This window comes from Comamonas sp. 14P8.1.4 (assembly GCF_057799285.1).
Map to the genome: position 1 here is coordinate 16,344 of NZ_JBYOKN010000005.1, position 25,591 is coordinate 41,934.

The following is a 25,591-nucleotide window of genomic DNA, read 5'->3' on the forward strand; positions in this document are numbered from 1 at the left end:
TCTTCCTTTAGTCAAGTGCGGCAGCCGTGTCGAACCCGAAGCAACCTTTGCTTCGAAAATGCATTCCACATACTTTCCGCAATAAAAGCCCCCCATTATAGCGTGAGGGGTGAAATTTCTGCAAAGCGAGCGGGTTATCAGCCGCCGCGGCGCATCATGTCGAAGAATTCGACATTGGTCTTGGTCTGCTTCATGTTCTTGATCATGAGTTCCATCGATTCGATTTCGTCCATGTTGTACATGAATTGACGCAGGATGCGCGTCTTTTGCAAGATCTCTGGCGGCAGCAGCAGCTCTTCACGGCGGGTGCCACTCTTGGAGAGTTCGATCGCAGGGAACACGCGCTTTTCGTACAGACGGCGGCTCAGGTGCACTTCGCTGTTGCCGGTGCCCTTGAATTCTTCAAAGATCACTTCGTCCATGCGCGAGCCGGTGTCGACTAGGGCTGTGGCGATGATGGTCAGCGAGCCGCCTTCTTCCACATTGCGCGCCGCGCCAAAGAAGCGCTTGGGGCGGTGCAGGGCGTTGGAGTCCACGCCGCCCGACAGCACCTTGCCCGAAGAAGGCACGACGTTGTTGTAGGCACGAGCCAGACGGGTGATGGAGTCCAGCAGGATCACCACGTCCTTCTTCAGCTCGACCAGGCGCTTGGCGCGCTCAATCACCATCTCGGCCACGTGCACGTGGCGCGATGCAGGCTCGTCGAAGGTAGAGGCAATGATTTCGCCCTTCACAGAGCGCTGCATTTCCGTCACTTCTTCAGGGCGCTCATCCACCAGCAACACCATCAGGTGCACATCGGGGTTGTTAGCTGTGATGGCGTGGGCGATGTGCTGCATCATCATGGTCTTGCCGCTCTTGGGCGGTGCCACGATCAGTGCACGCTGGCCACGGCCGATGGGCGCAATGATGTCGATGATGCGGCCGGTGATGTTTTCTTCGGCCTTGATGTCGCGCTCGAGCTTCATCTGTTCCTTGGGGAACAGAGGCGTCAAGTTTTCGAACATCACCTTGTGCTTGTTCGATTCGGGCGAGTTACCGTTGACCTTGTCCAGCTTGGTCAGTGCAAAGTAACGCTCACCATCCTTGGGTGTGCGCACTTCGCCTTCGATCATGTCGCCGGTGTGCAAATTGAAGCGGCGGACCTGGCTGGGCGAGATATAGATGTCGTCCGTGCTGGCTGTGAAGCTGGTGTCAGGGCTGCGCAGAAAGCCGAAGCCGTCAGGCAAGATTTCCAGCACGCCGTCGGCAAACACTTGTTCACCCGCTTTGGCACGCTTTTTAATGATGGCAAACATCAGCTCTTGCTTGCGCATGCGGCCTGTGTTTTCAATCTCAAGCGCTTCGGCCTGCTTCAACACTTCAGACACGTGCAGTGCCTTGAGTTCGTTAAGGTGCATCTGGAGTTACTCCTTGCAAGGAGTTCAAAGAAATCTGGGGATGTGGCGAATGCCAGAGTAATCGGCGAGGAGCGCAGTACGTCGATGGCTTGCCAAGATGATCAGAAGCGGCCGCCAATGCTTTGGGGCGTGATCGGGAATTGATTATGACAGGAAAAGAAAGCAAATTGCACACTAGTTTGTGTCTGGCAATTTGCAAAGATGTGGCGTCAGGTGGACACAGGCCTGAGCGTACGGGCCAGAGCGCGCGTGATGCAGGCTCTGGCCGGAGGGGCGATTAGCCGATTTGCTGGTCGATGAAAGCGGTCAGCTGAGGCTTGGCCATGGCGCCGACCTTGGTGGCAACCAGTTCACCATTTTTGAAGACCATCAGTGTGGGGATGCCGCGGATGCCGAACTTGGCAGGGATGGCGCGGTTTTCGTCCACATTCATCTTGGCGATGGTGATCTTGCCTTCGTAGGTCTTGGCCACGTCGTCCAAAATAGGTGCAATCATCTTGCAGGGGCCACACCATTCGGCCCAGTAGTCCACCAGCACCGTGCTGCCAGGCTGTAGCACATCGGCTTCAAAGCTGGCGTCTGTGACATGCTTGATGAGTTCGCTTGCCATGGAATTGTTCCTTGTTGTGTATGTTGGGGCGAGTGCGCTCCACTGCGCACAGAAAAACGTTCGAATAATTGTGACAGAAACGAATGTCCGGACGTGCGTTATGGCTGGGCAAAAACACCTATGACGCTTATAGCTGCGCGCAATGGTGCTTATTTGGGCGCGCAAGAGGCTGGGTCTTCGTGGGCGCGTTATGCTGCCTGCCCTTTGGCGTTTGCACGCCATGTATTTGTGAAAGATTGGGTTGTCTATGTCTGCTGCCGCGCTGCTGCCAGCTTTGAAGTGTGATGTTGCCATTGTGGGCGCAGGGCCTGCCGGCTTGATGGCGGCGCAGGTGCTTTCGGCCCAGGGCATGCAGGTGCATGTGTTTGATGGCAAGGCATCGGTGGGGCGCAAGTTCTTGCTGGCAGGCAAGGGGGGCTTGAACCTCACGCATTCGGAGGCGTTCGAGCGTTTTGTGGAGCGCTACGGCGACAGCCAGTCGATGTTGCAGCCACTGCTGCAAGATTTTTGCGCAGAGCAATTGCGTGCCTGGGCGGAAGGCTTGGGGATTGGGACGTTCGTCGGGACTTCAGGGCGCGTGTTTCCCACAGACATGAAGGCGGCGCCTTTGCTGCGCGCCTGGCTGGCACGTTTGCGCGCGCAAGGGGTGGTGTTTCATATGCGCCATCTGTGGAAAGGCTGGGGCGCAGAGCAAGCGCTGCTGATGGAGACGGCCGAAGGCGTGCTGCCTGTGCAAGCCAAGGCCACGCTGCTGGCGCTGGGCGGTGGCAGTTGGGCACGCCTGGGCTCGGATGGCGCCTGGGTGCCGCTGTTGCAGGCCCAAGGCGTGGATGTGGCGGCGTTGCAGTCGTCCAATTGCGGTTTTGATGTGGGCCAGGCTGCGGCTGCCACGCCGCAGACAGAAACCCGCCGTGCTTTCTTCCAAGAGCTGGTTGGTATGAAGCCGCAACAGCCCCAGGGCTGGAGCGCGGTGTTCACCGAGCGTTTTGCGGGTGCGCCGCTGAAGTCGGTGGCGATTCGTTTTGCCGACAGCCTGGGGCGCAGCTTTGAGCGTCGTGGCGAATTTGTAGCCACGGCCACGGGGGTGGAAGGCAGTCTGGTATATGCCGTCTCTAGCCTGCTGCGCGATGAAATCAGTCGCAGTGGCAGTGCCACGTTCGAGCTGGATTTGCTGCCCGCATTTTCGGCCGAGAAGGTGTTGCAAGAGGTGCGTCACCCACGTGGCTCGCGCAGTCTGTCCAGCCACTTGAAGGGCCGCTTGGGCCTGGATGGGGTGAAGGCCGGTTTGCTGTATGAAGTGCTGAGCAAAGAAACCATGCAAGACCCCATCAAGCTGGCACAGGCCATCAAGTGCCTGCCCATCACCGTGGTGGCGGCGCGCCCCATGGATGAAGCTATCAGCACTGCGGGTGGTGTGACCTGGTCGACCATGGATGAGCATCTGATGTGCAAAGCACTGCCTGGCGTGTTCTGTGCAGGCGAGATGCTGGATTGGGAGGCGCCCACAGGGGGTTACTTGCTTACCGCCTGTTTTGCCACCGGGATGCGTGCTGCGCGTGGCATGCAGGCATATGTAAAAGAATAAAAAATATAGCTGCTAGCGCTAGATAAATATGGGTTTTCTGTGGATTTAAAACTGAAACCTAGGAATGGTCGGCGCAAGCAGCTATATTTTTAGAATGTTTGCCGAGAATGCACAGGGTGTAATCGCCCGCGTAGGCGGCATGGCTGCCAGGCAGCGACAATGCGCGCATGTCGATTGTTCGTGATGCCCTGGAGCGTTTCCAAGCCCCCATTTACATAGCCGCCGTGGCCGTGGCTGTGTGTGCCGCGCTGCTGGTGAGCGGCACGCAGGCGCTGGAGCGTGCGATCAACCCTGCGCTGGCGTTGATGCTCTATGTCACCTTCTTGCAAGTGCCGCTGTCTGCACTGCGCGCTGCTGCGGCGCACCGGCGTTTTCTGTGTGCGCTGCTGGTCACCAATTTTGTGGCGATACCACTGCTGGTCTGGTGTTTGAGCCATGCGCTGCCCGCAGACCCCTTGCTGCGTTTTGGTGTTTTGCTCGTGCTGCTGGCCCCGTGCGTGGATTACGTCGTCACTTTTGCCCACATGGGCAAGGCCGATGCGCGCTTGCTGCTGGCTGCCACCCCGGTGCTGCTGCTGGTGCAAATGCTGCTTTTGCCCCTCTATCTGGGTGGCATGCTGGGCACTGATGCGGCTGCCTGGGTGCAGGCGGGGCCTTTTGTCGATACCTTTGTTGAATTGATTGTGCTGCCGCTGATGCTGGCGGCCTGCACGCAGTGGTGGGCTGCCCGCTCCACATGGGGGCAGCGTGCCAGCGTGGTCTTGGGGTGCTTGCCTGTGCCTGCGACAGCCTGGGTGCTTTTTGTGGTGGTGGCTGCCGTCGTTCCGCAGCTGGAGGCGGCGGGCCAAGCTGCATGGCAGGTGCTGCCGGTCTACCTGGCTTTTGCCGTACTGGCCCCGGGCGTGGCATGGGGCGTGGCCCAATGCTTTCAGTTGGCGGCGCCCGCAGCGCGTGCAGTCACTTTCAGTGGCAGCACGCGCAATGCCTTGGTGGTGCTGCCTTTGGCATTGGCTGTGCCAGGCGCCATTCCTGTGCTGCCCGCCGTGATTGTTTTGCAAACGCTGGTGGAACTGCTGAGCGAGCTGGTTTACATCAAGTGGATTGCCAAACTGCGCTGAACGTCGAGCACACGCAGTAGTGCCGGCAAGCAGTCTTGCTGGTCACGATCTTGGTGTGGGTGGGGTGCGGGATGTGTACTCTTTGATGGCCAAAGAAATCCCTGAATGAAGTTGACAACCCTTACCTCGGCACTGGTTTCACAGTTAGGGCTGCTTGGTTCCCCACCTGACCCGGTTGGCTGCTTCCCCATGCGAGGGGGGCTGTCAGGGATGGATTATAGAGGGGTTTGTGTCACACAGAAGTGACACGTGCAGATAAACCACCCATGTCGAGGATGCCAAGCCTACAGCCCGTAGAATTCGCCCTTATGTCTTATCTCGTGCTCGCCCGTAAATACCGTCCTCGCAACTTTGCCGAAATGGTGGGGCAGGAGCACGTCGTGCAAGCGCTGGGCAACGCGCTCACGCAGCAGCGTTTGCACCATGCGTATTTGTTCACAGGCACGCGCGGCGTGGGCAAGACCACGGTGTCGCGTATTTTTGCCAAGTCGGTCAATTGCACGGGGCCCGATGGGCAAGGTGGAATTACCGCAACCCCTTGTGGCGTATGCCCAGCGTGTACTGAAATTGATAGCGGGCGTTTTCCAGACTATATCGAGCTGGATGCCGCATCGAACCGCGGGGTGGATGAGGTGCAAAGCCTGCTGGAGCAGGCGGTGTACAAGCCGGTGCAGGGGCGCTTTAAAGTCTTCATGATTGACGAGGTGCACATGCTCACCAACACGGCTTTCAATGCAATGTTGAAGACGCTGGAAGAGCCGCCCGAGTACCTCAAGTTTGTGCTGGCAACCACCGATCCCCAAAAAGTGCCAGTGACGGTGCTCTCGCGCTGCCTGCAGTTCAACCTGCGTCCCATGGCGCCGGAGACGGTGTTCGAGCACCTGACCCAGGTGCTGGCCAAAGAAAACATACCGGCAGAGCCACAGGCATTGAAACTGCTCGCGCGTGGCGCGCGCGGCTCCATGCGCGATGCGCTGTCGCTGACCGATCAGGCCATTGCGTTTGGCAGTGGCCAGCTGCAAGAGGTATCGGTGCGCCAGATGCTGGGCAGTGTTGATCGCAGCTATGTGTTCCGCCTGATTGCGGCCTTGGCCCAAGGCGATGGACGTACGGTGGTGGAGATGGTGGATGCCTTGCGCCACAACGGGGTGGCTGCTGCATCCACGTTGGAAGAGATGACCACCGTGCTGCAGCGCATGGCGGTGCTGCAAGCCGTGCCTGATATGGCGGCAGCCGTGGATGCCGCAGACCCAGATGCGGCCACCATGGCAGATCTGGCGCAAACATTGCCCGCCGATGAAACCCAGCTGCTCTACAGCATCTGCTTGCATGGTCGCCAAGAGCTGGGCCTGGCGCCGGATGAGTACGCGGCGCTGACCATGGCGCTGCTGCGTTTGCTGGCGTTCAAGCCGAAAGGCGCTGTCTCAACAGGTGCTGCGGCACCTGCGGCTGAAAAAAAAACACTGAATCTTCCTGAGCTGCCTGCGGCCAAGCCCCACGCTGCACCACAGTCACAGTCACAGTCACAGTCACAGTCACAGTCACAGTCACAGTCACAGTCACAGTCACAGTCACAGTCACAGTCACAGCCACAGCCACAGCCACAGCCACAGCCACAGCCACAGCCACAGCCACAGCCACAGCCCGTAGTGGAGGCTGTTCCTGCCGCACGTTCTGTGCAGCCGGTTGTGGAGGCGGCGCTAGAGTCAGAGGTTGTGAGTACAGCCGAGGCAGAGCCAGAGCAAGACGGCATGCCCCCACCTTGGGAGGATCTGCCGCCCGAGGCCATGGAGGCTCCAGCTGCCTATGGCCACGATGAGCCTCCGGTGTGGGACGATGTGCCTGCAGAGCCTCTGCAAGAAGCAGCCCCTGCCGCGCCGGTGGTGCAACGCAAGACGGTGGCGCAGGACGATGGTCAAGCGTTGGTGCAAACGCCGCTGGGAGACACATGGCATGCCATCGTCACGCAGCTTGATGAAGCGCAGGCCATTGCCGCACTCGTGCGGGAGCTGGCCATGCAGTCCCAACTGATGGGGCAAGATGGCGGCACCTGGTCATTGCGCGTGCAGCGCACGTCCCTCAATCAAACCATGCCACGTGAGCGGCTGCTCAAAGCCTTGGCGGCTATCACGGCGTGTACCAGCTTGCATGTGGAAAACGGTGCCGTGTCAGACACGCCAGCTCTGCGCAACAAAGCCCACGCCGAGGCCCGCCAAAAACAGGCCGAGGCGATTGTGATACATGACCCGCAGGTGCAGCACTTGCAGCAGACATTGGGCGCTACCATCGTGCCCGGAAGCATTCGCCCGGTATAAGCTAAACAAAGACTGGGGCATGCCAAGTCGTGGCACCATTGGCCCCAACTGATTTTTAAGTGACAAACAAAGGAAACCAACCATGTTCAACAAAGGACAACTCGCCGGCTTGATGAAGCAAGCTCAAACCATGCAGGACAACCTGAAGAAGGCGCAAGAAGAGCTGGGTAACGTCGAGGTGGAAGGCGAGTCGGGTGCCGGTCTGGTCAAGGTGGTGATGACGTGCAAGCACGATGTCAAGCGCATCACCATTGATCCCAGCTTGCTGAGCGAAGACAAAGACATGCTGGAAGACCTGGTGGCTGCGGCCTTCAATGCGGCGGTGCGCAAGGCTGAAGAGACATCGAATGAAAAAATGTCCAAGCTGACTGCAGGCATGCCGGGTCTGCCCGGTGGTATGAAGTTCCCCTTCTGATTGCCGCGCGTTATGTTGACCAAGGGAAAGCCGCTGCGCTTTCCCTTTTTCTTTGGGCTTGATACATGTCTGACCTGCAACCACTTGATCCCTTGATTCAGGCTTTGCGTCGCCTCCCCGGTGTGGGGGTGAAGTCCGCGCAGCGCATGGCTTTTCACCTGATGCAGCGCGATCAAGACGGCGCGCGGGTGCTTGCGCGGGCATTGGTGGAGGCTGTGGATGCGGTGCAGCATTGCACGCGCTGCAACACGTTCACGCACGATGCGGTGTGTCCTATTTGCCAGGATGTCGCGCGAGATGCGGCGCGCTTGTGTGTGGTGGAGACGCCTGCTGACCTGGCAGCCATGGAGCGTACCGGGGCCTACAGTGGGTACTACTTCGTGCTGATGGGGCGCATCTCTCCCATGGATGGTGTGGGCGCCAAAGACATTGGCTTGCCGCAGTTGCTGCAGCGGGCACTCGACGGGGTGGTGCAAGAGGTGATTTTGGCCACCAGCTTTACCACCGAAGGGGAGGCCACGGCCCACGCCGTCACGGAGTTGATGCAGGGGCGCAATATCCAGGTTACCCGTTTGGCGCGGGGCGTGCCGGTGGGTAGCGAGCTGGAGTATGTGGACCTGGGAACGATTGCCCATGCGCTGGTAGAGCGCCGATAAAAAAAGCCCTGCAATGCAGGGCTTTTTTGTGGGTGCGCCGCTTTAGCGCTTTTTCTTGGTGGCGCTGCCGCCCTTGCTGTTTTGGGCAATCTTGGGTGCTGCTGGCTTTTTGCTGGCAGTACTGCCCCGGGATTGCTTGGTGACCACGGTCTTGCTGTTTTTACCGGCCGTCTTTTTGTTATTGGCTCCAGAGGCCACAATTTTGACGGTTTTATAGACATCCAGAGACTGGCCCGCGCTGAGCTTGGCGGTGGTCTTGATGTCATTCCAGCGGGCCAGATTGGCTACCGTCACCCCATTGCGATTGGCCACTTTGGCCATGGTGTCGCCCTTGCGCACCTTGACGGGCGTGCGGCGTGTCACTTCGGTAATTTCCGGTGCAAATGCGAGGGTGCCGTGGTCTGCAATGTGGGAAGACACATCGTTGAGGTGCTCGGAGGTGCGTGGCACCATCAAGGCAGAGCCCGACTTGATCATCATGCGCGGGGGAATGCGGTTCACGCTGCGCAAGTCGGCCTCGCTCATGCCTACGCGCTGGGCCGCATTGGCCACCGTCATGGTGCTGGGGGCGACCCAGACCGTCCAGCTGGCGTACTGGCCATCGTTGTGCGCCGACAGGTTGCGCTGGAACACTTTGGCGTTGTCCCAGGGCAGCAAGACCTGGGTGGTGCCTCCCGCAAAAATGGTGGGGCGGTGGAAAGACGGGTTGAGGGCCTTGAAGTCTTCCAAGCGCACGTCTGCCAAGCGTGCCAGCAGTTCTACGTCCATATCGCGCTTGATGTCCACGGCCTGAAAGTAGGGGTGGTTTTCAATATTGGGCAGCTCGATGTTGAACTTCTCGGGGTGCGCAATGATGTTTTTGACAGCCTGGAGCTTGGGGACGTAATTGCGCGTCTCATTGGGCATGTTCAGCTCGACATAGCTGCTGCCCTGGCCCTGGCGCTCATTGCGCTTGATGGCGCGGCCCACGCTGCCTTCGCCCCAGTTGTAGGCGGCCAAGGCCAAGTGCCAGTCGCCAAACATGCGGTGCAGCTTTTCCAGATAGTCCAGCGCTGCCTTGGTGGAGGCCAGCACATCGCGGCGGTCATCACGGAACGCATTTTGTGTCAGGTCGAAGTACGAACCTGTGGCGGGCATGAACTGCCACATGCCGGCTGCTTTGGCACTGGAGACTGCCTGCGGGTTGAACGCGCTTTCAATGTAGGGCAGCAAGGCCAGCTCGGTGGGCATGTTGCGCTGCTCCAGCTCTTCCACAATGTGATAGAGGTACTTGCTGGAGCGCGTGGTCATGCGGTCGATGTAGTCGGGGCGGCTGCCATACCATTGCTCTTGGGCATCGACCAGTTCGTGCTCCAGATCGGGAATGGCGAAACCCTTGCGAATGCGTTCCCACAAATCGCTGTTGGACTCCAGCGAGGCGACTTTAGAGGTGCCGGTGCGGGTCTGGGTGATGGGCTTGAGGGGGCCGTCGTACTGGGCCGATGGCGAGGTCGCACAGCCAGCAAGCCAGGCAACGCTGAAGGCAACGAGAAGATGGCGCAAGTTCATCAGAATGCGTTTTTCCATTCACGCAGCGCGGCGAGCACGCTTGCGGGTTGGTGAATTGGGGTGTCGGGGCGAAAGCTTTGTGCACTTTGCACAACCTGCTTAACGTCGCAACGCAGAAAAGGGTTGATTGCCAGTTCTTGCTCCAGCGTAGAAGGCAGCGTTGGTTGCTGCTGCGCGCGCAGTGCTTCGCAATGTGCGCGGTATTGGAGCAGTGCGGTATTACTTGGTTCCACCGCACAGGCAAATTTCAAGTTACTGAGAGTGTATTCATGCGCACAAGCCACACGGGTAGCGTGTGGTAACTGCGCCAGTAGCTGCAGCGAGGCATACATCTGCTGCGGCGTGCCTTCAAACAAACGGCCACAGCCACCGGAAAACAACGTGTCGCCGCAAAACAAAATAGGGGCTTGGTCAGCAGGTTCGCAATACCATGCGATGTGGCCTGCGGTGTGGCCGGGTACTTCCAGGATGCGCCAGTCCAGGCCCAGCAGTTGCAGCTCGGTGGTGGCATCCACACGGATCACGGGCTCTGGCAGCACTTCAAAGGCGGGGCCGTAAACCAGTGCGCCCGTGGCGCTGCGCAGGGTGTCGACGCCACCCACATGGTCGGCATGGTGGTGGGTCACTAGAATGGCTTGCAACTGCAGGTTCAACGCTTGCAGCGCAGCTTGAACGGGCGCAGCGTCGCCGGGGTCGACCACCAGGGCTTGCTTGCCGTTGTGCAGCAGCCAGATGTAATTGTCAGAAAACGCAGGCAACGGCAACAGGTTCATGAACGAGGTCAGTCAAAAAGACCATCCTTGGATGGCACAGGCTTTTGGCCGCTACCTGCTCGACTGGGAGCAGCAGCGGTGTGATGAGGCAGTGGCTGATATTTTCGGCTATCACAGCCTGCAGCTGGGCTGGCCCATGTTGCAGGCCTTGCGGCACAACCGCATGCCCCACCAGTGGGTGGCGGCGCCAGCACCCCCATCCATCCTTGATTTAAACCCCGATCGTACGGCTTGCCAAGCACCGCAGGCGGCACAGCTGTTTTGCGCGCCCGAGGCGCTGCCCTTTGCAGAGGCCAGTTTGGACCTGGTGGTCATGCCGCACACCCTGGAATGGTGCGAAAACCCGCATGCAGCCTTGCGTGAGGCGGTGCGTGTGCTGGTGCCGGAAGGGCGGTTGCTGCTGTTTGGGCTCAACCCCTTCAGTTTATGGGGGCTTCAGCAGGGCTTGGAGCGTGCACAGGCCCCGCATTTGAATGCCAGCAAGGGGCTGCCGTACTGGCGTGTGCGCGATTGGCTGCAGGTGCTGGCCATGGATGTGGTGGCGGCAGATTTTGGCTGCCATGCCCCGGCTGTGGAAAGCCAGGCATGGTTGGAGCGCTGGCGTTGGCTGGATCGCTTGGGCCACAAGGCGTGGCCCGTGCTGGGCGGTGCATACTGTGTGCTGGCCGTTAAAAAAGTGCACGGCATGCGGTTGATGGAACCTGCATGGCGCACACGCAAAACGGCAGGGCAAACCGCGCCTGCGGCCGCGTGCCGGCAAGCGCCGCAAAGGAAAGAAATTTGAACCAGGTTGTGATTTATACGGACGGTGCCTGCAAGGGCAACCCCGGCCCCGGTGGCTGGGGGGTGTTGCTGCAGGCAGGCCCCCACATCAAGGAGTTGTTTGGTGGCGAACGCGAGACCACCAACAACCGCATGGAACTGACGGCCGTCATCGAGGCGTTGCGCGCCCTCAAGCGCCCCTGCGATGTGACGCTGTTCTTGGACAGTGAGTACGTACGCAAGGGCATCACCGAGTGGGTGCACGGCTGGAAGGCCAAGGGCTGGAAGACGGCCTCCAAGCAGCCCGTCAAGAATGCCGAGCTGTGGCAGGAGCTGGATGCGCTGGTGGCCACGACGGGGCACCGTATCGAGTGGCGCTGGGTGAAGGGCCACGCCGGTGACCCCGGCAATGAAAAGGCCGATGAGCTGGCGAACAAGGGCGTGGACAAAGCCCTGGGGCGACTGTAATAACTAAAACAGTAGCGGCTAGCGCTGATGTAAAAAGGACTTCAGATACTTATCGATCTAAAGTCCTTTGTTGTTGGGTGCTGCGTGCTTTGAATGCGATAGCAGCCAAGGGGCGGCGCTGCTGCGCTCGCCACGGGCCTGCACGGCGTCAGATGCCGACAGGCAGCTGCTCTTCCACTGTCTGGGCCGATGCCGGGCGGGTGATGCGGCCAATTTCCTCGCCCTTGCGCAGCACCACCAGGGTGGGCCAGAGTTTGACCTTGAAGTGGCGCCCCAGCTTGCGGCCTGGGCCATCCTCGATCTTGATGTGCGTGATGTCCCGGCGCTCTTGCAGTGCCTCGCGCAAGAAGGGTTGTGCGCCCTGGCAATGCGGGCACCAGTCCACGCCAAATTCCACCGCCACTGTGCCGGGCAGATCGGCCAGGTCTTCAGGGCTGGGTGCGGGGTCGGTAAAAGCGGTGGCAAAAGCCATGGTCTCTCCTTGGGGTGTACACGTCGCAGCACCGCATGGTGCGGCCAGAGGGCGCTGCCGTCAATCCGCAGTGTTATGTATTTTGTAGCGCCTGCAGCTCATCCAGCGTATTGGCGTTGGCAAAAGCTTGTGGGGCGTCGCTGGGGCGGTCAAAGCGGCACAGTGCCTGGGGGTGTTGCTGCGTCCAGGCGTCAATCTTGCGGCCTCCGCCTGCGACAAAAGCTTGCAGGCTGGCCAGCAAACTGTGGTGCAGCAGCGCAAAAACGGGTTGCGGGCGTATCTGCTGCGTGCCACCGCGGCCAACTTCGGGGCCTGCGGCCAGCACGATGGTGGCGCGCTCCTGCTCGGCTGTGGCGGCCATGCGCTGGGCCAGATCTTCGGGAAAGCAGGGGCTGTCGCACGGCACGGTCAGCAGCCAGTCGGTGGTGCAATGGCTCAGACCCGTAAGAAAGCCCGCCAGCGGGCCGGCATAGTCTGGCAGCACATCTTCGTGTACGGGCACGCCAAAGCGCTGGTAGCTGTCCAGGCTGCGGTTGGCATTGAGCATGCAAGGGCCCACCTGTGGCGCCAGGCGCTGCAGCGCGTGCAGCGCCAGGGGCTGGCCGTTGAAGGCTTGCAGGCCTTTGTCGACGCCGCCCATGCGGCTGCCACGGCCACCCGCCAGAACCAGGCCGGTGATGTCTTGTGAAGGAATCATGCTGCGATGCGCCCCATGCTGTGAATCAGCCCCGCAGTATGGCGCTTGTGCAAAGGCTTAGCCGCCGATGTAGCTCATCTCTACCCGTTTGCGGCCCTGTGCGGCTTCGGGGGGCAGGCTGGCACGCAGCTCGGAATAACGGTCGCTGCGCTGGCCCCAGATGTGGGCCATGGCATTGCTGATGGTGGCATCGTCGGCCTCGCTGCGCAGCAGCGAGCGCAGATCCCAGCCCTGATCGGCAAACAGGCACAGGTACAGCCGCCCTTCGGTGGACAGGCGTGCGCGGTTGCAGTCACCACAGAACGCCTGGGTGACGCTGCTGATGACGCCGATTTCGCCCAGCGATGGGTCGTGCTGGCCGTTGGCACCGACATAGCCCCAGCGCTTGGCGGTCTCGCCCACGGCGGTGGGGTCGAGCGCGATCAGCGGCATCTCGGCGTTGAGCAGCTGCACCACCTCGGCGGAGGGCAGTACTTCATCCATGCACCAGCCGTTGGTGGCGCCCACATCCATGTATTCAATAAAGCGCAGCGTCACGCCCGTGCCGCGAAAGTGCCGGGCCATGGGCAGGATCTGGTCCACATTGGTGCTGCGCTTGACGACCATGTTGACCTTGATGTCGCGCAGGCCCGCCTCGCGTGCGGCTTCAATGCCGTCCAGCACATCGGCCACCGGGAAGTCCACGTCGTTCATGTGGCGAAAGATCGCATCGTCCAGGCCGTCGAGGCTCACGGTCACGCGCTGCAGACCGGCGGCCTTCAGCAGGTGGGCCTTGCGGCGCAGCAGCGAGCCGTTGGTGGTCAGGGTGATGTCCAGTGCATCGCCCGCGGGCGTGCGCAGGGCGGCCAGCTGGGCGATGAGCTGGTCCAGGTCTTTGCGCAGCAGCGGCTCCCCGCCGGTCAGGCGGAATTTACGCACGCCGTGTGCCGCGAACAGGCGCGCCAGGCGCGTGATCTCTTCGAAGCTCAGCAGTGCTTTGTGCGGCAGGTAAGGGTAGTCCTTGTCAAAGACATCCTTGGGCATGCAATAGGCGCAGCGGAAGTTGCAGCGGTCGGTCACGCTGATGCGCAGGTCACGCAAAGGGCGCGCGCGCAGATCCCGCAATTGCCCCTGAGGGGGCATGTGCGGGGTGTGGGGCGGCACTTGCAGAACGCCGTACCGTTGTTCCACCAAGGGAATGACGCGATCAACCATAGGGGCAAGATTGTGCCTCAAGGCCGCTGCCAGTATGGTCTGCAGGGTTAGCGGCGCGGGGCCGCATGGGTGGTGCGTGCGTGGGGGATCAGGGTGCCGTGGGTGGCTGGGGCTGGCCTTTGCTCTCGGGGATAACCCAGCCGATAAAGCGGGGGTGGTACTGGGCCACGGCGGGGCCGTTGAAGTTCCAGCCGGTGCAGCGGCCCAGGTAGGCGGGGGGCATCTCGGGGTTGCTGATGAAGGCGGACACAATGCTCTGGAAGGCGGCCGTGGCCATGTTTTGCAGCAGCTCGCGCATGTGGGTGCAGCCGGCGACACCGGCCAAGTTGCTGTCAATGGATTTGCGCCAGCCACGGGCCATGCAGCTGCCCACCATGCGCTGCATGGCATCCAGCGCGCCAGGGCAGCCCTGAATGGGGTGCGCTTCCATCACGGCTTCAATGGCCTGCACGATCAGATCCGTGTTGACGGTGACACGAATGCGCATGTGGTGGATGGGGTCGCCCGCCTTGCGCAGGCCCTGGCCGTTGGGGCGTGGCAGGTCAATGGCCTTGGTGTCGAGCAGCTCTCCCTCAATGTCCCACAAGCCATCTTCGCGCTCATAGCAGCGGTAGTTGACTTGGCGGATGTGCTGCGGGGTGCGTGCCACGGTTGGCGTAGAAAGAGGCATGTGCGTTATTTGTATAGCTGTCAGCGCTTGACCAGCAAGCGCTAGATGGCAATTTGATCGTGAAAGCGCAGGCCTGGGGCCGCGATGTCGGCATTGTGGGCAGGGCACGGTGCAGTGTCAGTCACGCAGGCAACGCCAATTGGCATGAAATTAGCCAAATACCAAGGTGCAGGCTGCGCTTTTAGCTATCTATTTTTTATGGGGCTTGCCCTATAGACAGGGTGCTTGGCGCGGCAGACCATGTGCGGATATTGACTGTGCCTGGAGGCCGCGATGAAAACCCTGGTGGACCAACTCTCTCAGTATGCCGACTACCACCGTGACGGGCGCAACATCCTCACGCACTTTGTGGGCGTGCCCATGATCTTGTTTGCCGTGGTGATTCTGCTCTCGCGCCCTGCCTGGGTGCTGGGGGGCAGTGGCTTTGTCTTCAGCCCAGCGGTGGCCGCGACACTGGCCGCTTCCGTGTATTACCTGCTGCTGGACATGCGCTATGGCGTGACCTTGGCCCTGGTGCTGGGGGCCATGCTAGCTGTGGGCGCATGGCTGGCGCAGCAGCCATTGGCCATGTGGCTGGGCTGGGGTGTGGGGCTGTTTGTGGTGGGCTGGGTCATTCAGTTCGTCGGCCACTACTGGGAGGGGCGCAAGCCTGCGTTCATGGACGATATCGTGGGGCTGCTGATTGGCCCGCTGTTCGTGCTGGCCGAAATGGGTTTTGCCCTGGGGTTGCGCAAAGAGGTGCAGCAGGCCATTGAGGCGCGCTCAGGGCCAGTGCGTCATCAGGCACAGGCGGCTTTGTAACCGAGCGCTGCGCGGATATTCCAGGGGGTTGCAAGAAGCACGCAAGGGCATGCCTCTAAAATCGCCAGGTTCTCCCCGTAAGGGGATATCTATTTCATAACCTGAGCAACCATCATGTCCTTTGAAAAACTGACTCCCGGCAAGAACGCCCCCGAAACTTTCAACGTGGTGATCGAGATTGCTGCCAATTCCGATCCCGTGAAGTACGAAGTGGACAAGGAAACTGGCTGCGTGTTCGTGGACCGTTTCATGGGTACAGCCATGCACTACCCCGTGAACTACGGCTACGTGCCCCAGACCCTGGCCGGTGATGGCGACCCAGTGGACGTGCTGGTGATGACACCCTTCCCACTGCCTACCGGCGTGGTGGTGCCTTGCCGTGCAATCGGTATCTTGCACATGGAAGACGAAGGCGGCGTGGATGGCAAGGTGCTGGCAGTTCCTACCAAGAAAATTCTGCCAGCCTACGAGAAGATCGAAATCCTGGACGATGTGCATGAGCTGACCCTGCAACAAATCTCCCACTTCTTTGAACACTACAAGGATCTGGAAAAGGGCAAGTGGGTGAAGGTGCTGGGCTGGAAGGGCATCGACGAAGCCAAGAAGGAAATCACCGACGGCATCGCCAGCTACAACAAGGCGTGAGTCGGGCCGTGAAACTCGGTTTTCACGCGATTCCCTTTTAAAGACTGTAAATGTTTGTTAATGTGCAGGCCCCAGAGCGGGGTCTGCACTTTTTTTTGTGCTGCCAGCCCCGCCAGACTTTTCTTGGAGACGAAATGGTTTTGGCGAATATGCGCATGGCGGCCAAATTGGGCCTGGGCTTTGCGTTGGTCAGCTTTTTGACGCTGGCCTTGGGCAGTATTTCTTTGTGGCAGATGCGCCAGATGCATGTGAGCACGCAGGCCGTGACGCAGCACGCCATGCCCAGCATGCTGGATGTGGGTGGTTTGCGCACGCTGTGGAGCAGCTTGCGCCGCTCGGAAGCAGGCATTTTGAATGTGAACAGCGTGGCGGAAGCCGAGGGCTACATCACCAAAATTCAGAGCACCTTGCAAGCCATCCAAGGCCATGAAAGCAGCTTTGCCTCGCTGCCGCGCAGCGCCAAAGAGCAGGAGCTGATGGCGGGCTATCTGCAATTGCACAAACAATATTTGCAAGAGCAGCAAAGCTTTTTCAAGCTGGCCCGAGACAAGGATTACAACCAGCTCGACGGTGACGTCTTGCTGGGGGATGCGGTCACCAATTTCTATGTGGGCTCTGCGGAGCCGGTGTACGTTCAGCTGGTAGGCAGTCTGGAGCGCCTGGCGGCAGTGAGCCGTGAATTGGCGGATGCAGCAGAAAAAGATGCAGCGCACAGCTTTGAATTTGCCAAGATCTGGGTCTTGGCGGGTATGGCCCTCAGTGCATTCAGTGCGGCCATTCTGGGCTGGCTGATCACGCGGGCCGTGACGGTGCCTGTGGAGCAGGCCGTGCGTGCTGCGCGCAGCATTGCACAAGGCGATCTGACGCAAGACATTCCCCAGGGGGGCAACGATGAAATGGGCAAGCTGCTGCAAGAGCTGGCCGTCATGCGCAAGAGCCTGGAAGACGTGGTGAGCCATGTGCGCACCAATGCCGACGGTGTTTCGACATCCAGCGAGCAAATCGCTTTGGGCAATTCCGATCTGTCGAGCCGTACCGAAGAACAAGCCAGCGCGCTGCAGCAAACAGCGGCATCGATGGAGCAAATGGCATCGACCGTGCGCCACAACGCAGACAGCGCTGCACAGGCCAATCAACTGGCACTCAATGCTTCTCAGGTGGCCGCGCGTGGGGGTTCCGTGGTGGGCCAGGTCGTGAGCACGATGAAGGAGATCGATACCAGCGGTCAAAAAATTGCCGACATCATTGGCGTGATTGACGGTATTGCCTTCCAGACCAACATTCTGGCGTTGAATGCAGCCGTGGAAGCGGCGCGTGCGGGTGAGCAGGGCCGCGGTTTTGCTGTGGTGGCTGGTGAGGTGCGTGCGCTGGCAGGGCGCAGTGCCGAGGCCGCCAAGGAGATTAAGCACCTGATCGGCGAGAACGTGGCGCGTGTGGGTCAAGGCAGCCATTTGGTGGCCCAGGCCGGTGCCACGATGGATGAAGTGGTCGCCGCCATTCGCCATGTTTCTGACCTGGTGGGAGAGATCAGTGCTGCGAGCAAGGAGCAAAGCCAGGGTGTGGGGCAGGTGAGCGAAGCCATTGCCCAAATGGATCAGACAACGCAGCAAAACGCTGCCTTGGTCGAGGAGAGTGCGGCAGCGGCAGAAGGTTTGCAGCGCCAGTCCAAAGATCTGGTGCAGGCGGTTTCAAGCTTCAAGCTGAAATTCATGGCAGCGCAGGCACAGATTGCCCACACGCCACCCAAGGTAGAGAAGGTGCCAGCCGTGAGTCAGCGTGTGGCACATACGGCGCCTCCTGTAACGGTGCCAGCTCCTGCTGTTAGTAAAAAAATAGCGGTAAAAAATGAGGTGGCAGAAGATCAAGAGTGGGAAACTTTTTGATGCATTGATGTAGAAAATCATTTTTTGAAAGCCCCTTGCACTGTCGGTGCAAGGGGCTTTTTTTTGTAGTCCTTGCAATGACACGCTGCGTATTTACTGGGGTTTTCTTATTACTGCAGATGAGTGGTAATTTTTTGTAAGTTGCAAAGCCATTAACCTGCATTGCAAGATTATTTGGAGCTTTGCGCGGCGACGCAAGAAAGGCAGGCAGTGAGGACTATGAAAATTTCAACGCGTTTGTCGGCGACTTTTGCGGTCCTTGTGGCGACACTGTTGCTGGTGGCCGGTGTGGCCGCCATGCAGCTTTCTTCCATGCACCAGACACAGGTGCGGATTACAGAAAATATCTTGGTCAGTGTTCAGCTGATTAATCGTCTCAATACGGACTTGGTGAAGGCTCGCTTGCTGGAGCTGCGCCATGTTTTTAATGACAGCGCCAGCTACAAAGAAAATATTGAACGGGAAATGAGTAATTTGCAGGAGGAGATGAATGGCATCAAAAAAGAATATATACCGTTGATTAAGTCCGAAAAAGAAAATAAAACCTATGAGCTTTTGCTGGAGGAGCGCAAAGAATATGTGCAGCTGATGCAAACGCTGTTTGCTGTTTCGCGCTCTGGTGATGGAGAAAAAGCACGTGAAGTATTGGGTGGGCGTTCGTTGGAGTTGTTCAACATCTCCGCCAAAACGCTGTCTGAGATTATTGCCATCAAGAATCAGCAGGCCGCCGCAGAAGTGAGCGCTGCCAAGCGGGTTTATGACCAAGCCTTGATGGTGTTGGTGGGCTCTGGCGTGGCAGCGGTGCTGATTGCCATAGCGGCAGCCGTCTGGATCATTCGCTCCATTCAGCGACCTTTGCGCAATGCAGTCGATGTGGCCGATCGGGTGGCAGAGGGCGATTTGACGGCACACATTGAAACGCGAAGCAAGGACGAGTTGGGCATGCTGCTTGCAGCACTCGAGCGCATGCAGTCCAGCTTGATTCAAACGGTGCAGACAGTGCGGGTGGGGGCGGATGGCGTGGCGACGGCCAGTTCGCAAATTGCCATGGGCAATGCAGATTTGTCGAGCCGCACCGAAGAACAAGCCAGTGCGCTGGAGCAGACGGCAGCTTCTATGGAAGAGTTGGGTTCGACCGTTCGCCAGAATGCCGACAACGCACGCCAAGCGAATCAGCTAGCGTTGAATGCATCAACTGTGGCGCAGCAGGGCGGAGAGGTAGTGGGGCAGGTGGTGGATACCATGCGCGGCATCAATGACAGTAGTCGCAAAATTGCCGACATCATCGGTGTGATTGATTCCATTGCATTTCAGACCAATATCTTGGCATTGAATGCCGCTGTGGAAGCAGCGCGTGCAGGGGAGCAGGGCCGAGGCTTCGCCGTGGTCGCTGGCGAAGTGCGTAACCTGGCACAGCGCAGCTCAGAAGCAGCCAAGGAAATCAAAACGCTGATTACCGACAGTGTGGAGCGCGTTGAACAAGGCAGTCTGCTGGTGGACAAGGCTGGTTCTACGATGAGCGAGGTGGTGGCATCGATCCGCAGAGTGACCGACATCGTGGGTGAGATCAGCGCAGCCAGCAGTGAACAAAGTCAAGGCGTGGCGCAAGTGGGCGAGGCCGTTACGCAGATGGATCAAACCACGCAGCAAAACGCCGCCTTGGTCGAAGAGAGTGCCGCGGCTGCAGATAGCTTGAGCAAACAGGCCCAGGAATTGGTGGATGCGGTGTCTGTATTCAAGCTCAATACGCAGGCTGCAGCACCCGTTCGAGGGCCAGCGAAAACGGTAGAGCTGCGCGCCAAGCCAGGTGTTCAGTGGCGCCAGGAAGGGGCTATGTCCGCGCGGACTTTGACGCCAGTAGTGAAAGCTGAACGCAAAAATGCATCGCTTGCCCCGAGTGCGGCATTCCCCGCAGCGCGGACAGCGCCGGTTGCGCAAGCGGATGATTGGGAGAGTTTTTAGCGGGTGATGGGTGTGTGGATGGCGCTTGAGCCGCGTTGCATTGGCAATGCGGCTTTTTTTCTGCAAAGCGGCGCTGCAAAACCCATACAGGTAGAGGGCGCCGCAGCGGGTGATAATCGATGCTTTGAACGTGCCGCTGGGGTGGACCCATGTGGCATGGATTGTTAGCGCTCAGGCCCCGCGGCCTCACTTTTCATGACCACTTCTATCTGCATTGCTCAACTCAACTTGGTGGTTGGGGATTTGGGCGGCAACGCAAAAAAGATCATTGAAGCTGCAAGGCAAGCGCATGCTCAAGGCGCCTCGCTTTTGGTGACGCCTGAATTGGCGCTCTGTGGGTATGCCGCAGAGGATCTGCTGTTGCGTCCATCTTTCCAGCAAGCCAGTGATGAGGCATTGCAGCAAGTGATGGAGGCCACCGCAGATTTGGAAGGACTGACACTGTTGCTGGGCCATACCCAGGCTGTCTCAGGCACATCGCACCGGTACAACACCGCCAGCTGGATTGGTCAAGGACAGGTATTGGCCAGCTACGTCAAGCAAGCGCTACCCAATTACGGTGTGTTCGATGAGTTGCGTTACTTCACGCCGCAGCATCAGCCATGCCTGATCGATGTCGGTGGTGTTCAAGCAGGCGTTTTGATTTGTGAGGATGCATGGGTCACGGAGCCAGCACAGGCCGCCAAAAATGCAGGTGCCCAAATGCTGATTGTGCTGAACGCTTCGCCTTACCACCTGGGTAAGCAGGCCGAGCGTGAGGCTGTTTTGGCACAGCGGGTGGCCGAGACAGGACTGCCCGTCATATACGCCCATATGGTGGGCGGGCAGGACGAGCTGGTGTTTGATGGCAGCAGCTTTGCTTTGAATGCCGATGGCGCAGTGGCAGCGCGTGCTCCCTCTTTTGCTACAGATTTGCTCACGGTGAATCTGCAGCCGCAAGCCCAGCCAGTGTGCTTGTCGGGCAGTATTGCTGCGGCTCAGGAAGACAACGCCTACCTTTGGCAAGCACTGGTGTTGGCAGTACGTGACTACGTGACCAAGAATGGTTTTCCTGAAGCGCTGCTAGGCCTTTCAGGGGGTATCGATTCCGCTTTGGTGCTGGCCATTGCGGTGGATGCCTTGGGGCGCGACAAGGTGCGTACGGTGATGATGTCTTCGCCGTACACGGCCGACATCAGCTGGAAAGATGCGCAAGAGATGGCGGATCGCGTGGGTGTACGTCACAATGTGATTGACATTGCGCCGCAATTCGAAGCGTTCAAAGCCGCACTGGCCGGGCAATTCCAAGGCTTGGCAGAGGATACAACGGAAGAGAATCTGCAGGCCCGCATCCGTGGCACGCTGTTGATGGCACTGTCCAACAAGTTTGGCTCCATCGTGCTGACCACCGGTAACAAGAGTGAGCTGGCCACGGGCTATTGCACGCTGTATGGGGACATGGCCGGAGGCTTTGCCGTCATCAAGGATGTGCTGAAAACGCGGGTTTTTGACCTGGCGCGCTGGCGCAATGCCAACGACCCCTTTGGAACGGGGCTGAATCCCATTCCCGAGCGGATCATCACGCGTCCACCAAGTGCAGAACTGCGCCCTGATCAAAAAGACGAAGACAGTTTGCCGCCTTACCCGGTGCTCGACGACATCATTGCGCGTTATGTCGAGAATGACGAGCCCATCGAAATCATTGTGGCGGCAGGCCATGATCGCGACAATGTCGAGCGTGTCGCTCGTCTGATTCGCATCAATGAATACAAGCGCAGGCAGGCCCCTGTTGGTCCTCGCCTGTCGCATCGCAGCTTTGGCAAGGACTGGCGCAATCCCATTACCAATGGATTTCGGCGCTAAGTTCGTGTCACTGCGCAATTGACCAAGTTTTATATTCCACTGGAGCCCAACCATGAAAATGATTACAGCCATCATCAAGCCCTTCAAACTTGAGGAGGTGCGTGAAGCCTTGGCGGAATGTGGTGTGACCGGTTTGACCGTGACCGAGGTGAAGGGTTTTGGGCGCCAAAAGGGTCACACAGAGTTGTACCGTGGCGCTGAGTACGTGGTGGACTTTCTGCCCAAGGTGAAGATCGAAGTCGTGGTTGCCACCGACGATACCGATCGATGTGTGGATGCCATCGTGGCCGCAGCGCGCACCGGCAAGATTGGTGATGGCAAGATTTTTGTCACCGCTGTGGAAAAGGTCGTACGCATTCGTACGGGCGATTTGGATGACGCGGCAGTTTGATGCGGTTTGAGTCCATGAAAAAAGCGATCTCAAGAGATCGCTTTTTTTTGTGGCTTTTTGCCAATCTGGGTTACAGCACTTCGCGCAGGTTTTTGCTCTCTGGTGCGGTGCCGGAGGCTTCCACCAGAAACTCCAGCAAATCAGTGGTGTTGTCACTGGCGCGTATCAAATCCATTTGCCAAGCGCCCATGAAGCCGCTGCTGACGCTGGACTCTAGGAAAGTGAGCATGCTGCTGTAGTAATGCTCCACATTGAGCAGGCCAATCGGCTTGTCGTGATAGCCCAGCTGGCGCCAGGTCCAGACTTCAAAGAGCTCTTCAAAAGTACCGATACCACCGGGTAGGGCCAGAAAAGCATTGCTGCGCTCCGCCATCATGGCTTTGCGTTCGTGCATATTGCCCACGATATGCAGCTCGTCGCAGGCGGGGTTGGCCAGCTCTTTGTCGACCAGTGCCTGAGGGATGACGCCCACCACGCGACCTCCGGCCGCTTTAGTGGCATCTGCAACGATGCCCATCAGTCCAGTGCGTCCGCCGCCATAGACCAGTTGACCGCCGTGTTGGCCGATCCAGGTTCCAACAGCGCGTGCGGCTTGCGCATAGGCAGGCAGCTCACCAGGGCGTGAGCCGCAATACACGCAGATAGAGAAATGGGGTTTCAAGGACATAACGGTATTTGGAAAATGCAGAGAGCGTGCTTACGTCGCTGTGTGAGGCGCAGGCACTTGTATTAGGCGTGTACCTGCAAGCACATCATGCAGGAACTGGCGTTGTGGGTGAAAGCGACTCAGGAGTGCCCATACGGCCACCCAGCCCAGTGTCAGGACCGTAACTTCTGCCATGGGCAGGTGGTAGGGCTGGACGAGCGCCAGCGGCGGCAGCACCCACAACCAAGCGAAGGTATAGCGCGCCAGTGCACGCACGCGCGTTAAGGGTTGGCCGTGCTTGTCAACCACTTGGATGCGCCAAGTCTTCATGGCCAAGGTCTGTCCCTTGCTCCAGAACCACGCAAAGTAAACACCGAGCACCAAGAACAACAGTGCCTGCAAGGTGGTGGGCGACAGAGGTTTGCCAAACAGCACGCCTGCAGCGCCGAGCACCAAGCCCCCCACGAAGACTACGCCAAACAGCAGCAGGCTTTCATACAGCCAGCTGGCCATGCGATGCCAGAGCTTGGGGGCAGCAAGGGTTGAGGGTGAGAGGGTGGGGGCAGCAGAGGTGGTCATGCGAGCGAATCGTATAGAGCAATCTTCCCTGAATGGGCGCTGCCTATTGTGCCTGTGCTGCGGTGCATGGCGGCTGTTGTTTGGCAGTCGCGCATTGCCATGGAGGCAGTTATTGAGCTGGCGCAGGCAGCGGTGGAAGTTCTACGCGTGGCATCGATTGGGGCACCGTCACGGGCTGGCTAGAAGCAGCAGGTGGATGGCTCAATGGCGGTAAATGCAGGGATGGCGCAGCTTTGGGGGTTTCCACCGGCAACGCTTCTGTCGCGGCAGGCGCCAGCACAGCTGGAGCTGGCAGGGGCTCGGTTTTCGGTGCTTGCACTTTGGGCGCAGGTACGGCCAGCTTGCGCTTGGCTTTCTTGATGGCTGCGGCCTTGGCCTTGCGTGCTTGTTCAGCCAAGCGGTTTTTCTCGGCCTCGCTGAGTGCTTGATATGCATCCCATTTCGCCTGCAACTCCTGATTAGACAAGCGCTTGGTGCTCTCAAAGTTGAGGCGTGCCTGGTTGCGTTGCTGGGCGCTCAGGCTGGCCCAGGTGTTCATGCGGCTGAGCAGCTTGTTGCGCTCGGACTCATCCATTTGAGGGTAGCGATCCGCCAGCACCAGCCAGCGGCGCTTGGCCAGCGCACCCATGCTGTCCCAGCGGTCGCGCAGCGGCATCAGCACTAGGCGCTGTGCTTCGGTAATTTCACGCCAGATGGGGCCGGAAGAGCTCAGGCGCAGCTGAGGCGCATGGGTGCTGCTGCTCAGTGAAGGATGGGTGTGGCCTTCTTCGACGGCCATATAGGCAGGCACGGCGCTGGGCACCATGGCAACCTGGTTCATGCTCCAGATTCCGCCAACTGCAAAGCCCAACAACAATACGCTCGCCACGGTAATGGCGAAAAAGGGTGTGCGCGAAGTTGTTGGGTGATCAGCTGTCAGGGGCATGTATTGCCAAGTGTAAATTTGCAAACCCATCCTCAGGCAGAGATGGGTGCAGCCGTAGTTTAAGGGGTGTCGGAGACCGTGGCTTGCAGATATTGCTGGAAGCCGGGGTCTGTGTAGGCGGCAGGAGGCAGATCGCTGGTCAGCAGCGCAGCGTCAACTTCGGCCACATCCAGTGTGGCACGGCTGTCTTGCTCCACACCGATGAAAGTCAGTGCGCCCGCCAAGGCGATCAACGGTAACGCAGTCAACAAACGGCGTACCCAGATAGGGGTATTGTCGTTGCCGGGGTTGCCTAGCGACAGTGTTCCGCTTGCCGCATTACCCAAAATGGAGGTGGCTGATTCAGCTTGGCGGATGTGCAGCGGGGTGCTGCCGCGCTTGCGCATCGACAGGGCCTGGACACGTGCTGCACGCAGGCGTTCGGTGACCACATAGGGTAAGTCCGCATGCGTCATGGACAAGCGTGCAGTCAGCTTTCGGGCAAATTGCTCGGCCGCAAGTTCATCGTGGTGCGAAGGTGTGGTCATAACTCGATTCCTTTAGCTTTGAGCGCTTTGCTCAGCGACTGGATGGCTCTAAAGCAGTGTGTCTTCACGCTGCCTTCCGAGCAACCCATTGCTGCAGCGGTCTCTGCAACATCCATGTCCTCCCAGTAACGCAGCAGGAAAGCTTCCCGTTGACGTGCTGGCAAAGATTGAATTTCATTTTCAATGCTTTGTAACAATTGGGTGCGTTGGGTGAGTGTTTCCGCACTTTGTGCGGTTTCATGCGATGCATCGGCTGCGTAAGTCTGCATCCAATCGAATTCGCCATCTTCACCGTCATCGCCATGTGCGAGGTCTGACATGCTCGTAAACACGGCGTTGCGTGTTTTCTGGCGGCGAAACCAATCCAGTGTGCAGTTGGACAGAATGCGGTGAAACAGCATGGGCAGCTCTGCGGCAGGCTTGTCGCCGTAGTGCTGCGCCAGCTTGAGCATGCTGTCTTGAACGATGTCTAAAGCGGCTTCTTCATCACGGACGTGATAAACCGAGCGCTTGAACGCACGTTTTTCCACGCCTTTGAGGAAGTCGGATAGCTCTTGTTCAGTGGCCAAGACAGGGGTGCTCGGTAAGTCGAAATCTCGCGCAGCCGCTGGCATCAAACGGTGCAAGCAGTGCGCGGCAAAGGCGTTCATTATCGCATTGCGTTGGCAAACCGCCTAAAAAGCGTTAGCCAAACCGTATGTTGCAGT

26 protein-coding genes and 1 other RNA gene are annotated in these 25,591 nt (G+C 59.0%); 13 read left to right on the forward strand and 14 right to left on the reverse strand.

All coding sequences use genetic code 11. The features are described from left to right. Positions 1-137: 137 nt before the first annotated feature. Both rho and trxA read right to left on the reverse strand, forming a co-directional pair. Positions 138-1,400 (reverse strand): transcription termination factor Rho, encoded by a 1,263-nt coding sequence (gene rho, locus AC27VO_RS10335; RefSeq protein WP_488666637.1) that lies wholly within the window; start codon positions 1,398-1,400, stop codon positions 138-140. Between the two features lie 277 nt (positions 1,401-1,677). Then, positions 1,678-2,010, reverse strand: coding sequence for a thioredoxin TrxA (gene trxA / locus AC27VO_RS10340; protein ID WP_488666638.1), 333 nt, complete (start codon positions 2,008-2,010; stop codon positions 1,678-1,680). A gap of 247 nt (positions 2,011-2,257) precedes the next feature. Here trxA and AC27VO_RS10345 point away from each other — a divergent pair, with 247 nt between their 5' ends. Both AC27VO_RS10345 and AC27VO_RS10350 read left to right on the forward strand, forming a co-directional pair. Next, positions 2,258-3,595, forward strand: a complete 1,338-nt coding sequence (locus AC27VO_RS10345; protein ID WP_488666639.1) for a TIGR03862 family flavoprotein — start codon at positions 2,258-2,260, stop codon at positions 3,593-3,595. 167 nt (positions 3,596-3,762) lie between these two features. Further along, complete coding sequence (locus AC27VO_RS10350) at positions 3,763-4,713, forward strand: arsenic resistance protein (protein ID WP_488666640.1); 951 nt, start codon at positions 3,763-3,765, stop codon at positions 4,711-4,713. A gap of 110 nt (positions 4,714-4,823) precedes the next feature. Here AC27VO_RS10350 and ffs read toward each other — a convergent pair. Next, positions 4,824-4,919, reverse strand: an RNA gene (gene ffs, locus AC27VO_RS10355) — signal recognition particle sRNA small type. 102 nt (positions 4,920-5,021) lie between these two features. Between ffs and dnaX the strand changes: the two genes are divergently transcribed. The 3 genes from dnaX (at position 5,022) to recR (ending at position 8,099) form a co-directional block, all read left to right on the forward strand. Next, on the forward strand, positions 5,022-7,028 hold the full coding sequence (dnaX, locus tag AC27VO_RS10360) for a DNA polymerase III subunit gamma/tau (protein WP_488666641.1): 2,007 nt from the start codon (positions 5,022-5,024) through the stop codon (positions 7,026-7,028). Positions 7,029-7,110: 82 nt separating this feature from the next. After that, positions 7,111-7,443: a YbaB/EbfC family nucleoid-associated protein gene (locus AC27VO_RS10365; protein ID WP_488666642.1), complete on the forward strand. Its 333-nt coding sequence runs from the start codon at positions 7,111-7,113 to the stop codon at positions 7,441-7,443. 65 nt (positions 7,444-7,508) lie between these two features. Next, positions 7,509-8,099: a recombination mediator RecR gene (recR, locus tag AC27VO_RS10370; RefSeq protein ID WP_488666643.1), complete on the forward strand. Its 591-nt coding sequence runs from the start codon at positions 7,509-7,511 to the stop codon at positions 8,097-8,099. A gap of 42 nt (positions 8,100-8,141) precedes the next feature. On the opposite strand, the gene AC27VO_RS10375 is transcribed toward recR, so the two are convergent. Beyond that, positions 8,142-9,647, reverse strand: a complete 1,506-nt coding sequence (locus AC27VO_RS10375) for a transglycosylase SLT domain-containing protein (protein ID WP_488666781.1) — start codon at positions 9,645-9,647, stop codon at positions 8,142-8,144. Further along, a complete protein-coding gene (gene gloB / locus AC27VO_RS10380; RefSeq protein ID WP_488666644.1) occupies positions 9,647-10,420 on the reverse strand; it encodes a hydroxyacylglutathione hydrolase in 774 nt (257 codons plus the stop codon). The genes AC27VO_RS10375 and gloB overlap by 1 nt, the downstream gene beginning before the upstream one ends. On the opposite strand from gloB, the gene AC27VO_RS10385 reads away from it, so the two are divergent. Beyond that, positions 10,419-11,204 carry a class I SAM-dependent methyltransferase gene (locus AC27VO_RS10385; RefSeq protein WP_488666645.1) on the forward strand — a complete coding sequence of 262 codons (786 nt, stop codon included), beginning with the start codon at positions 10,419-10,421 and terminating at the stop codon, positions 11,202-11,204. The genes gloB and AC27VO_RS10385 overlap by 2 nt on opposite strands. Next, positions 11,201-11,650 carry a ribonuclease HI gene (rnhA, locus tag AC27VO_RS10390; protein ID WP_488666646.1) on the forward strand — a complete coding sequence of 150 codons (450 nt, stop codon included), beginning with the start codon at positions 11,201-11,203 and terminating at the stop codon, positions 11,648-11,650. The genes AC27VO_RS10385 and rnhA overlap by 4 nt, the downstream gene beginning before the upstream one ends. A gap of 148 nt (positions 11,651-11,798) precedes the next feature. Here the strand turns inward: rnhA and AC27VO_RS10395 are convergent, their stop codons facing one another. The 4 genes from AC27VO_RS10395 to AC27VO_RS10410 form a co-directional block, all read right to left on the reverse strand. Then, positions 11,799-12,122, reverse strand: a complete 324-nt coding sequence (locus AC27VO_RS10395) for a thioredoxin family protein (RefSeq protein WP_488666647.1) — start codon at positions 12,120-12,122, stop codon at positions 11,799-11,801. A 73-nt stretch (positions 12,123-12,195) separates the two neighbouring features. After that, positions 12,196-12,819 (reverse strand): molybdenum cofactor guanylyltransferase MobA, encoded by a 624-nt coding sequence (gene mobA, locus AC27VO_RS10400; RefSeq protein ID WP_488666648.1) that lies wholly within the window; start codon positions 12,817-12,819, stop codon positions 12,196-12,198. Positions 12,820-12,876: 57 nt separating this feature from the next. Next, positions 12,877-14,013 carry a GTP 3',8-cyclase MoaA gene (gene moaA / locus AC27VO_RS10405; protein ID WP_488666649.1) on the reverse strand — a complete coding sequence of 379 codons (1,137 nt, stop codon included), beginning with the start codon at positions 14,011-14,013 and terminating at the stop codon, positions 12,877-12,879. 88 nt (positions 14,014-14,101) lie between these two features. Beyond that, complete coding sequence (locus AC27VO_RS10410) at positions 14,102-14,683, reverse strand: DUF2889 domain-containing protein (protein WP_488666650.1); 582 nt, start codon at positions 14,681-14,683, stop codon at positions 14,102-14,104. A gap of 273 nt (positions 14,684-14,956) precedes the next feature. Between AC27VO_RS10410 and AC27VO_RS10415 the strand changes: the two genes are divergently transcribed. The 6 genes from AC27VO_RS10415 to AC27VO_RS10440 all read left to right on the forward strand — a co-directional run bounded on the left by AC27VO_RS10415 (position 14,957) and on the right by AC27VO_RS10440 (position 22,207). Then, complete coding sequence (locus AC27VO_RS10415) at positions 14,957-15,484, forward strand: Mpo1 family 2-hydroxy fatty acid dioxygenase (protein WP_488666651.1); 528 nt, start codon at positions 14,957-14,959, stop codon at positions 15,482-15,484. Positions 15,485-15,598: 114 nt separating this feature from the next. Then, positions 15,599-16,129 carry an inorganic diphosphatase gene (gene ppa / locus AC27VO_RS10420; RefSeq protein ID WP_488666652.1) on the forward strand — a complete coding sequence of 177 codons (531 nt, stop codon included), beginning with the start codon at positions 15,599-15,601 and terminating at the stop codon, positions 16,127-16,129. Between the two features lie 134 nt (positions 16,130-16,263). Next, positions 16,264-18,012: a methyl-accepting chemotaxis protein gene (locus AC27VO_RS10425; protein ID WP_488666653.1), complete on the forward strand. Its 1,749-nt coding sequence runs from the start codon at positions 16,264-16,266 to the stop codon at positions 18,010-18,012. A 219-nt stretch (positions 18,013-18,231) separates the two neighbouring features. Then, positions 18,232-19,974 (forward strand): methyl-accepting chemotaxis protein, encoded by a 1,743-nt coding sequence (locus AC27VO_RS10430; protein ID WP_488666654.1) that lies wholly within the window; start codon positions 18,232-18,234, stop codon positions 19,972-19,974. 195 nt (positions 19,975-20,169) lie between these two features. Beyond that, entirely contained in the window at positions 20,170-21,816 is a 1,647-nt protein-coding gene (locus tag AC27VO_RS10435) for an NAD+ synthase (RefSeq protein ID WP_488666655.1), read from the forward strand. Between the two features lie 52 nt (positions 21,817-21,868). Next, entirely contained in the window at positions 21,869-22,207 is a 339-nt protein-coding gene (locus tag AC27VO_RS10440; RefSeq protein ID WP_488666656.1) for a P-II family nitrogen regulator, read from the forward strand. Positions 22,208-22,277: 70 nt separating this feature from the next. Here AC27VO_RS10440 and AC27VO_RS10445 read toward each other — a convergent pair whose 3' ends face one another. The 5 genes from AC27VO_RS10445 to AC27VO_RS10465 all read right to left on the reverse strand — a co-directional run bounded on the left by AC27VO_RS10445 (position 22,278) and on the right by AC27VO_RS10465 (position 25,453). Then, positions 22,278-22,874: an LOG family protein gene (locus tag AC27VO_RS10445; protein WP_488666657.1), complete on the reverse strand. Its 597-nt coding sequence runs from the start codon at positions 22,872-22,874 to the stop codon at positions 22,278-22,280. A gap of 30 nt (positions 22,875-22,904) precedes the next feature. Continuing rightward, the gene (locus AC27VO_RS10450; protein ID WP_488666658.1) at positions 22,905-23,432 is read right to left on the reverse strand and encodes an RDD family protein; all 528 of its coding nucleotides are present in this window, start codon (positions 23,430-23,432) and stop codon (positions 22,905-22,907) included. A gap of 109 nt (positions 23,433-23,541) precedes the next feature. Next, a complete protein-coding gene (locus tag AC27VO_RS10455; protein ID WP_488666659.1) occupies positions 23,542-24,252 on the reverse strand; it encodes a DUF3106 domain-containing protein in 711 nt (236 codons plus the stop codon). Between the two features lie 164 nt (positions 24,253-24,416). Further along, the gene (locus tag AC27VO_RS10460) at positions 24,417-24,884 is read right to left on the reverse strand and encodes a DUF3619 family protein (RefSeq protein ID WP_488666660.1); all 468 of its coding nucleotides are present in this window, start codon (positions 24,882-24,884) and stop codon (positions 24,417-24,419) included. Then, positions 24,881-25,453 (reverse strand): RNA polymerase sigma factor, encoded by a 573-nt coding sequence (locus AC27VO_RS10465; protein WP_488666782.1) that lies wholly within the window; start codon positions 25,451-25,453, stop codon positions 24,881-24,883. The genes AC27VO_RS10460 and AC27VO_RS10465 overlap by 4 nt, the downstream gene beginning before the upstream one ends. Positions 25,454-25,591 lie beyond the last annotated feature (138 nt).